8 protein-coding genes are annotated in these 8,737 nt (G+C 60.4%); 2 read left to right on the forward strand and 6 right to left on the reverse strand.

What is annotated here, in order from left to right; translation table 11 throughout:
• Window positions 1-25 precede the first annotated feature (25 nt).
• Window positions 26-544 carry a GspH/FimT family pseudopilin gene (locus QIW53_RS26370; protein ID WP_371052525.1) on the forward strand — a complete coding sequence of 173 codons (519 nt, stop codon included), beginning with the start codon at window positions 26-28 and terminating at the stop codon, window positions 542-544.
• Between the two features lies 1 nt (window position 545).
• On the opposite strand, the gene ispH is transcribed toward QIW53_RS26370, so the two are convergent.
• From ispH to murJ, 6 genes are all read right to left on the reverse strand, one after another.
• Window positions 546-1,490 (reverse strand): 4-hydroxy-3-methylbut-2-enyl diphosphate reductase, encoded by a 945-nt coding sequence (gene ispH, locus QIW53_RS26375; protein WP_192309028.1) that lies wholly within the window; start codon window positions 1,488-1,490, stop codon window positions 546-548.
• A 141-nt stretch (window positions 1,491-1,631) separates the two neighbouring features.
• Window positions 1,632-2,084, reverse strand: a complete 453-nt coding sequence (fkpB, locus tag QIW53_RS26380) for an FKBP-type peptidyl-prolyl cis-trans isomerase (protein ID WP_371052527.1) — start codon at window positions 2,082-2,084, stop codon at window positions 1,632-1,634.
• Window positions 2,077-2,589 carry a signal peptidase II gene (gene lspA / locus QIW53_RS26385; RefSeq protein WP_371052529.1) on the reverse strand — a complete coding sequence of 171 codons (513 nt, stop codon included), beginning with the start codon at window positions 2,587-2,589 and terminating at the stop codon, window positions 2,077-2,079. The genes fkpB and lspA overlap by 8 nt, the downstream gene beginning before the upstream one ends.
• Window positions 2,582-5,413: an isoleucine--tRNA ligase gene (gene ileS, locus QIW53_RS26390; RefSeq protein WP_371052531.1), complete on the reverse strand. Its 2,832-nt coding sequence runs from the start codon at window positions 5,411-5,413 to the stop codon at window positions 2,582-2,584. The genes lspA and ileS overlap by 8 nt, the downstream gene beginning before the upstream one ends.
• A 13-nt stretch (window positions 5,414-5,426) precedes the next feature.
• A complete protein-coding gene (gene ribF / locus QIW53_RS26395; protein ID WP_371052532.1) occupies window positions 5,427-6,365 on the reverse strand; it encodes a bifunctional riboflavin kinase/FAD synthetase in 939 nt (312 codons plus the stop codon).
• A 129-nt stretch (window positions 6,366-6,494) separates the two neighbouring features.
• Window positions 6,495-8,033, reverse strand: a complete 1,539-nt coding sequence (gene murJ, locus QIW53_RS26400; RefSeq protein ID WP_371052534.1) for a murein biosynthesis integral membrane protein MurJ — start codon at window positions 8,031-8,033, stop codon at window positions 6,495-6,497.
• 252 nt (window positions 8,034-8,285) lie between these two features.
• Here murJ and rpsT point away from each other — a divergent pair, with 252 nt between their 5' ends.
• Complete coding sequence (gene rpsT, locus QIW53_RS26405; RefSeq protein ID WP_371052535.1) at window positions 8,286-8,564, forward strand: 30S ribosomal protein S20; 279 nt, start codon at window positions 8,286-8,288, stop codon at window positions 8,562-8,564.
• Window positions 8,565-8,737 lie beyond the last annotated feature (173 nt).

Consider the following 8,737-nt stretch of genomic DNA (forward strand, 5'->3'; position numbering starts at 1 on the left):
GCCCCGCTCCATGGAGGGAGATGTCATGCACCAGCAGGGTTTCAGCCTGATCGAACTGCTTATGGGACTGACAATTGTCGGGATTGTTCTGCACCTGATCAGTCCGGCACTCGCGACGGTGACCGAATCCATGCATCGAGACGAAGCGGCGAAGTCGATCATCCACGGTATCCGCAGCGCCCGGACGCTGGCCATCACCCACCATCAGACCGTGGTGATTCATGGCATCGACGGGGATTGGGGCCGGGGCTGGCGAATCATTTTCGACCTCAGCGGCAAGGGAGCGGAGGACCCGGACAATCCGCTGGTGACCGAGCACACGAACGCCTCGGGCGTGCGCATGGTCGGTAATTGGTGGTTCAGGCGGGGGATACGCTTCGACAGGCTGGGCATGCTGCATGCACCGTCGAAGTCATTCAATGCCGGAACCCTGTACCTCTGCGACGCCAGCGAACCGGTGAGCCGGCTGCAGGTGGTGGTGGCGCCGAGCGGCCGCACCCGCCTGGCCAACGATAAAACCAGGCAGGGATTATGCGAGAAGTGAACTAGATCGAACGAACGCGCAATTCCTTGGGCATGGAGAACGTGATGTTCTCCTCGCGACCGGCCAACTCATCGGCGCCGGTGGCACCCCAGGCCTGCAATTGCTGGATCACGCCTCGCACCAGCACTTCCGGGGCGGAAGCACCGGCCGTGATGCCGATTCGCTCGACACCCTCGAACCAGCTTTTTTGCAGGTCTTCGGCGCCATCGATCAGGTAGGCCGGGGTGGACATGCGTTCGGCCAGTTCACGCAGACGATTGGAGTTCGAGCTGTTGGGACTGCCGACCACCAACACCACATCGCACTCGTCGGCCAGCGTTTTGACGGCGTCCTGGCGGTTTTGCGTGGCGTAGCAGATGTCGTCCTTGCGCGGGCCGCCGATGGCCGGGAAACGTGTGCGCAGGGCATCGATGACGCGACTGGTATCGTCCATGGACAGGGTGGTCTGGGTCACGAACGCCAGTTTGTCAGGGTTGTTCACCTGCAGTTCGGCGACGTCTTTTTCGTCTTCCACCAGGTAGATCGCGCCACCGTTGCTGCCGTCGTACTGGCCCATGGTGCCTTCGACTTCCGGGTGACCGGCATGGCCGATGAGGATGCATTCACGACCGTCGCGACTGTAGCGCGCGACTTCGATGTGCACCTTGGTCACCAGCGGACAGGTCGCATCGAAGACCTTCAGGCCACGACCGGCAGCTTCACTGCGCACGGCCTGGGAGACGCCATGGGCACTGAAGATCACGATGACGTCGTCCGGCACCTGATCCAGTTCCTCGACGAAGATCGCGCCGCGCGCCCGCAGGTCTTCGACGACGAATTTGTTGTGGACCACTTCGTGGCGCACATAGATCGGCGGGCCGAAGACTTCCAGGGCGCGGTTGACGATTTCGATCGCCCGATCCACGCCGGCACAGAAGCCACGGGGGTTGGCGAGTTTGATTTGCATGGTGTGCCTCGTGTCTTGCCCTGCGCTCATGGGTGGGAGCGGGCTTGCTCGCGAAAACGATCTTACAGTCAGCAATAATGATGTTGAATGTTAAACCGCTTTCGCGAGCAAGCCCGCTCCCACATTTTCCAGTTCAGCCAGTTAGAGCGCCGTAACGGAAATGATTTCCACGTCAAAGGTCAGTGTCTTGCCGGCCAGCGGGTGATTGAAGTCGATGGTCACGTGCTCGTCATCGAATTCCTTCACCACACCCGGCAGTTCAGTATTGGCCGCATCGTTGAAGATCACCAGCAATCCTGGCGAAAGCTCCATGTCCTTGAACTGCGAACGCGGGATGACCTGCACGTTTTGCGGGTTGGGCTGGCCGAATGCGTTTTCCGGCTGGATGGTCAGCGTACGCTTGTCGCCAGCCTTGAAGCCGAACAATGCGGCTTCGAAACCCGGCAACAGGTTACCGTCGCCGACCTTGAAGGTCGCCGGGGCCTTGTCAAAAGTGCTGTCGACCGTGTCGCCGTTCTCCAGGCGCAGTGCAAAGTGCAAAGTGACTTCCGTGTGCTCGCGGATGCGTTGTTCAGCCACTACCTGTTCAGTCATGAACGGCTTCTCCAGTCTTTTTGGATTTGAACATGTCCAGCGCCAGCATCACGGCACCCACAGTGATTGCACTGTCGGCGAAGTTGAACGCCGGGAAATACCAGCGGTTCTGCCAATGCACCAGGATGAAATCGATCACATGGCCCAGGGCGATGCGGTCATACAGGTTGCCCAGCGCGCCACCCAACACCAGCGCCAAGGCGACGGCCAGCCAGGTTTCGTTGCGCCCGAGACGCTTGAGCCACACCACCAGCACCGCGCTGACCCCGACGGCGATCAGGGCGAACAACCAGCGCTGCCAGCCAGAGCTGTCGGCCAGGAAGCTGAACGCTGCACCGGTGTTATAAGCCAGGGTCCAGCTGAAGTAATCGGGGATCACCACGATCTGCTGGTACATCCTCAGCGAGCCTTCGAAGTAGAACTTGCTGGCCTGGTCGATGACCAGGACCAGCAAACTCAACCAGAGCCAGCTCAGCCGTCCGAAACGACCAACGCCATTAGGCATAGTGACGAACCTCGCCAGTACCGCTGATATTGTCGACGCAACGACCGCAGATTTCCGGGTGCTCCGGGTTCACGCCGACGTCTTCACGGCAGTGCCAGCAACGGGCGCACTTGGCGTGGGCCGACTTGACGATTTTCAGCTTCAGGCCGCTGACTTCGGTAACCACCGCATCGGCCGGTGCCTGCACCAAGGGTGCAACGCTGGCGGTGGAGGTGATCAGCACAAAGCGCAACTCGTTGCTCAGCTTGGCCAGGTCGGCGCTCAGGGCCTCTTCGGCGAACAGCGTCACTTCGGCTTGCAGGTTGCCACCGACGGCCTTGGCCGCGCGCTGGATCTCCATTTCCTTGTTGACCGCGACCTTGACCGCCATGATCCGGTCCCAGTAGGCACGGTCCAGCTCGAAGCCTTGCGGCAGTTCGGTCAGGCCTTCGTACCAGGTGTTGAGCATGACCGATTCGTTGCGCTCGCCCGGCAGGTACTGCCACAGCTCGTCGGCGGTGAACGCCAGGATCGGGGCGATCCAGCGCACCAGCGCTTCGCTGATGTGGAACAGCGCGGTCTGGCACGAACGACGGGCCTTGCTGTCGGCGCCGGTGGTGTACTGGCGGTCCTTGATGATGTCGAGGTAGAAACCACCCAGCTCCTGCACACAGAAATTGTGGATCTTGGAGTAGACGTTCCAGAAGCGGTATTCGCCGTAATGCTCCTGCAACTCACGTTGCAGCAGCAGGGTGCGATCCACGGCCCAACGGTCCAGCGCCAGCATTTCATCGGCCGGCAGCAGGTCGGTGGCCGGGTTGAAGCCGGTCAGGTTGGAAAGCAGGAAGCGCGCGGTGTTACGGATACGCCGGTAGGCGTCGGCGCTGCGTTGCAGGATCTGCTCGGAAACCGCCATTTCACCGGAGTAGTCGGTCGATGCCACCCACAGACGCATGATGTCGGCGCCCAGGGTGTCGTTGACCTTTTGCGGAGCGATCACGTTGCCCAGGGATTTGGACATCTTGCGCCCGGCTTCATCGACGGTGAAACCGTGAGTCAGCAGTTCGCGATAAGGCGCGTGGTTGTCGATGGCGCAACCGGTCAGCAGCGACGAATGGAACCAGCCACGGTGCTGGTCGGAGCCTTCCAGGTAGAGGTCGGCGCGCGGACCGGTTTCGTGACCCATCGGGTGCGAACCGCGCAGGACGTGCCAGTGGGTGGTACCCGAATCGAACCAGACGTCCAGGGTGTCGCTGATCTTGTCGTACTGTGGCGCTTCATCGCCCAGCAGTTCAGCGGCGTCCAGCTTGAACCAGGCCTCGATGCCTTCGACTTCGACGCGCTTGGCGACTTCTTCCATCAGCTCGACGGTGCGTGGGTGCAGTTCGCCGCTTTCCTTGTTCAGGAAGAACGGGATCGGCACACCCCAGTTGCGCTGACGGGAAATGCACCAGTCAGGGCGGTTGGCGATCATCGAATGCAGGCGTGCCTGGCCCCAGGCCGGAACGAACTGGGTCTCTTCGATGGCCTTGAGCGAGCGCTGGCGCAGGCTGTCGCCCGTGGTCGGCTGCTTGTCCATGCCGATGAACCATTGCGCGGTAGCGCGATAGATCAGCGGGGTCTTGTGGCGCCAGCAGTGCATGTAGCTGTGTTCGATGACGGTGGTGTGCATCAGCGCACCGACTTCGGTCAGCTTGTCGACGATGGCCGGGTTGGCCTTCCAGATGAACTGGCCGCCGAAGAACTCCAGCGACGGCGCGTATACGCCGTTGCTTTGCACCGGGTTGAGGATGTCATCGTTGACCATGCCGTACTTCTTGCAGGTCACGAAGTCGTCGACGCCATAGGCCGGGGCGGAGTGAACCACACCGGTGCCGGCGCCGAGCTCGACGTAGTCAGCCAGATAAACAGGCGACAGGCGGTCGTAGAACGGATGACGGAAATTGATCAGCTCCAGCGCCGCGCCGTTCGCGGTGGCCAGCACCGACCCTTCGATGCCGTAACGGGACAGGCAGGACTCCACCAGCTCTTCAGCCAGTACCAGCAGCTTGTCGCCGACATCGACCAGGGCGTAGTTGAATTCCGGGTGGACGTTCAACGCCTGGTTGGCCGGGATGGTCCACGGGGTAGTGGTCCAGATCACGATCGAAGCCGGTTTGGCCAGCGACGGCAAGCCGAACGCAGCCGCCAGCTTGGTTTCGTCGGCAATCGGGAACGCCACGTCGATGGTCGAGGACTTCTTGTTCTCGTACTCGACTTCCGCCTCGGCCAAGGCCGAACCGCAGTCGAAACACCAGTTCACGGGCTTCAGGCCCTTGAACACGAAACCGCCCTTGACGATTTCGGCCAGGGCGCGGATTTCACCGGCCTCGTTCTTGAAGTCCATGGTCTTGTAGGGGTTGGCGAAGTCGCCCAACACGCCCAGACGGATGAATTCGGTTTTCTGCCCTTCGATCTGCTCGGTCGCGTAGGCGCGGCACAGCTCGCGGGTCTTGTCCGCGCCAAGGTTCTTGCCGTGGGTCACTTCGACCTTGTGCTCGATCGGCAGGCCGTGGCAGTCCCAGCCCGGGACGTAAGGCGCGTCGAAGCCCGACAGGGTCTTCGAGCGGATGATCATGTCCTTGAGAATCTTGTTCAGCGCATGACCGATGTGAATCGTGCCGTTGGCGTACGGAGGACCGTCGTGAAGCACGAACTTCGGACGATCCTTGCCAATCTCGCGCAACTTTCCGTACAGGCCAATGCTGTCCCAGCGCTGCAGAATCTGCGGTTCGCGCTGAGGCAGGCCGGCCTTCATTGGGAAGGCGGTGTCCGGAAGGTTTAGCGTGGCTTTATAGTCGGTCATTTAAGGCTCTTCATTAGCGATGGGCGCTAGGTGCGGCTAGTGCACGGGCGGCGGCGACATCCGCGTTGATCGCCGTTTTCAAGGCCTCCAGGGAGGCAAAACGCTGCTCTTCACGCAGCTTGTGGTGGAACACCACGGTCAAACGCCGGTCGTACAGGTCGCCGGCAAAATCCAAAAGATGTACTTCGAGGTGGGCTTTGCCATCCCCCTGGACCGTTGGTCGTACGCCGATGTTGGCGACACCGGGCCAGGTCTTGCCGTCGATGTCGACGTTGACCAGGTAAACCCCGGTCAAGGGCACGCGGCGACGCTTGAGTTGAATATTGGCCGTGGGCGTACCCAATTGACGGGCAAGCTTCTGGCCGTGCAACACCCGCCCGGTGATCTGGAACGGACGGCCGAGCAAGCGTTCGGCCAGGGCGAAGTCGGCCGCCGCCAGGGCATTACGCACCTGGGTGCTGCTGACGCGAATACCGTCGAGTTCCACGGTTTGTGCCGCTTCGACGGTAAAGCCCTGCATGACACCGGCCTGTTGCAGGAATTCGAAATCGCCGACCCGGTCACAGCCGAATCGGAAATCGTCACCCACTTCCAGGTGCTTCACGCCCAGGCCGTCGACCAGGATGGTATCGACGAATTCGCTGGCGCTGAGCTTGCTCAGGCGTTGATTGAACGCCAGGCACAGGACCCGGTCGACACCTTCGGCCGCCAGCAGCTGCAGCTTGTCGCGCAAACGGGCAAGACGCGCCGGCGCCGTATCGGGGGCAAAAAATTCCCGTGGCTGCGGCTCGAAAATCACCACGCAGCTGGGTACGCCCAACTCGCGCGCACGCTCACGCAGCCGCGCCAGGATAGCCTGGTGGCCACGGTGAACACCGTCAAAGTTGCCAATAGTGGCGACACAGCCCCGATGCCGGGGGCGCAGGTTGTGGAGGCCTCGAACCAGCTGCATAACGCGCTTCTTGCTCATAAAGTGGTCGATTATAACCACACCCGGCGGCCGACGACAGGCAGCACCGTAACCCAAAGTGATCGAGCCGACAAAACTGCCGGCCCGCCCGTGTTTTTCAAGGCAAAGACTTTAGCTCAACGACCTGCGATTGAAATCGCGCAAACGGAAGCCCATCAACAGCAACATGCCGAAATACGACACGACACCGGCCACGACCAACGCGCCCAGGCGCAGGAAGCGCTCGAGCATATGCCCCTGGTCCCAGGCCGGCATGAAGTGCATGGCCACCAGCAATACCGCAGACATCACCAACACCGCAACCACCAGCTTGGCGCCGAATTTCGCCCAGCCCGGTTGCGGCTGGTACATCTGCTGCCTGCGCAGTTGATAGAACAGCAACCCGGCATTCAGGCACGCGCCCGCACTGATGGCCAGGGCCAGGCCGGCGTGAGCCAGCGGCCCGATCAGCAACAGGTTGAACAACTGTGTGACGATCAGCGTGAAAATCGCGATTTTTACCGGTGTACGGATGTTTTGTTGCGCATAAAAGCCCGGCGCCAACACTTTAATCACGATGATGCCGAGCAACCCGACCGAATAGGCGATCAGCGCCCGTTGCGTCATGGACGCATCGAAGGCGCTGAACTGACCGTATTGAAACAGCGAAACCGTCAGCGGCTCCGCCAGGATTCCCAGGGCCAGTGAGCACGGCAGCACCAGCACAAAGCACAGGCGCAGACCCCAGTCGAGAATCCGCGAATACTCCGTGCGGTCCTTGCTCGCGTAGGTCTTGGCCAGGGTTGGCAAGAGGATAGTGCCCAGCGCCACTCCCAACACCCCGGACGGCAGCTCCATCAACCGGTCGGCGTAATACATCCACGACACGGAGCCCGCCACCAGGAACGACGCGAAAATGGTGTTGATGATCAGCGAAATCTGACTGACCGAGACCCCGAGGATCGCCGGCAGCATCTGCTTCATGACACGCCAGACGCCACTGTCACGCAGGTTCAGGCGCGGCAGCACGAGCATGCCGATCTTTTTCAGGGCCGGCAGCTGATACAGCAATTGCGCCAGGCCACCGGCGAGGACGGCCCAACCCAGCGCCATGACCGGCGGATCGAAATACGGCGTCAGGAACACCGCAAAGATGATCATGCTGACGTTGAGCAGGGTCGGCACGAAGGCCGGCACCGAGAAACGGTTGTAGGTATTGAGGATGGCTCCAGCCAGGGAAGACAGGGAGATCAGCAATATATAAGGAAAGGTCACGCGCAGCAGGCTGGAGGTCAGCTCGAATTTTTCCGGGGTGTCGGTAAAGCCCGGCGCCGTCACCCAGATTACCCAGGGGGCGGCCAGCATGCCCAATGCGGTCACCAGCGCCAGCACCAGCGTCAGCAGACCGCTGACATAAGCCACGAACGTGCGAGTCGCCTCCTCGCCCTTCTGGTTCTTGTATTCCGCCAGAATCGGCACGAAGGCCTGGGAAAAAGCGCCCTCAGCGAAAATTCGGCGCAACAGATTGGGCAGCTTGAACGCGATGAAGAAGGCGTCAGTCGCCATGCCTGCGCCGAACGCACGCGCGATGAGGGTGTCACGAACGAACCCGAGAATCCGGGAAAGCATCGTGATAGAGCTGACGGCGGCCAACGATTTGAGCAGGTTCATTAAAAGAGTTCGTGCCTGTCGATAAACAGCAGGCGAACAATGCGCCTACTTGTGCGATACTCCGCGCCGCAACAGCACAGAGCCAAAGCTCGCGAGTTTACAGGTCAAACGCCGGAAAGAAATCTCCCGCCTCTTTATACCTACCACTTAGCGGAACGTCTCACCCGCCCTTGACAAGACTTCAACTCATCGGCATGATTCGCGGCCTATTTTGTTTGCTATTTCCTAAAAAGTCTTTCGAGGAGCTCGACGGTGGCCAACTCACCTTCCGCCAAAAAACGTGCTAAACAGGCTGAGAAGCGTCGCAGCCACAACGCCAGCCTGCGTTCCATGGTTCGTACCTACATCAAGAATGTAGTTAAAGCCATTGACGCAAAAGACGCTGAAAAGGCTCAAGCCGCTTACACTTTGGCTGTGCCAGTTATCGACCGTATGGCCGATAAAGGCATCATCCACAAGAACAAAGCCGCTCGCCATAAGAGCCGCCTGAATGGCCACGTCAAGGCCCTGAACGTTGCCGCTGCTGCCTAAGCGACGCGCTCACTGAAAAACCGACCTCAGGGTCGGTTTTTTATTGCCTGTGATTTATTGATCACCGCAAAAAGAGTGGGAGCGGGCTTGCTCGCGAATGCGGTGTGTCAGCCGACATTAATGTTGAATGACACACCGCATTCGCGAAGTCTCATATACCAAACTCCGAGACC

It is taken from the genome of Pseudomonas fluorescens (assembly GCF_041354075.1).
GTDB classification, from domain to species: domain Bacteria; phylum Pseudomonadota; class Gammaproteobacteria; order Pseudomonadales; family Pseudomonadaceae; genus Aquipseudomonas; species Aquipseudomonas fluorescens_CE.

What these genes read in the sequence shown, in the direction of transcription:
- QIW53_RS26370 (WP_371052525.1), top strand. Translation starts at nt 26, where the DNA reads ATGCACCAGCAGGGTTTCAGCCTGATCGAACTGCTTATGGGACTGACA.
- ispH (WP_192309028.1), bottom strand. Translation starts at nt 1,490, where the DNA reads ATGCAAATCAAACTCGCCAACCCCCGTGGCTTCTGTGCCGGCGTGGAT.
- fkpB (WP_371052527.1), bottom strand. Translation starts at nt 2,084, where the DNA reads ATGACTGAACAGGTAGTGGCTGAACAACGCATCCGCGAGCACACGGAA.
- lspA (WP_371052529.1), bottom strand. Translation starts at nt 2,589, where the DNA reads ATGCCTAATGGCGTTGGTCGTTTCGGACGGCTGAGCTGGCTCTGGTTG.
- ileS (WP_371052531.1), bottom strand. Translation starts at nt 5,413, where the DNA reads ATGACCGACTATAAAGCCACGCTAAACCTTCCGGACACCGCCTTCCCA.
- ribF (WP_371052532.1), bottom strand. Translation starts at nt 6,365, where the DNA reads ATGCAGCTGGTTCGAGGCCTCCACAACCTGCGCCCCCGGCATCGGGGC.
- murJ (WP_371052534.1), bottom strand. Translation starts at nt 8,033, where the DNA reads ATGAACCTGCTCAAATCGTTGGCCGCCGTCAGCTCTATCACGATGCTT.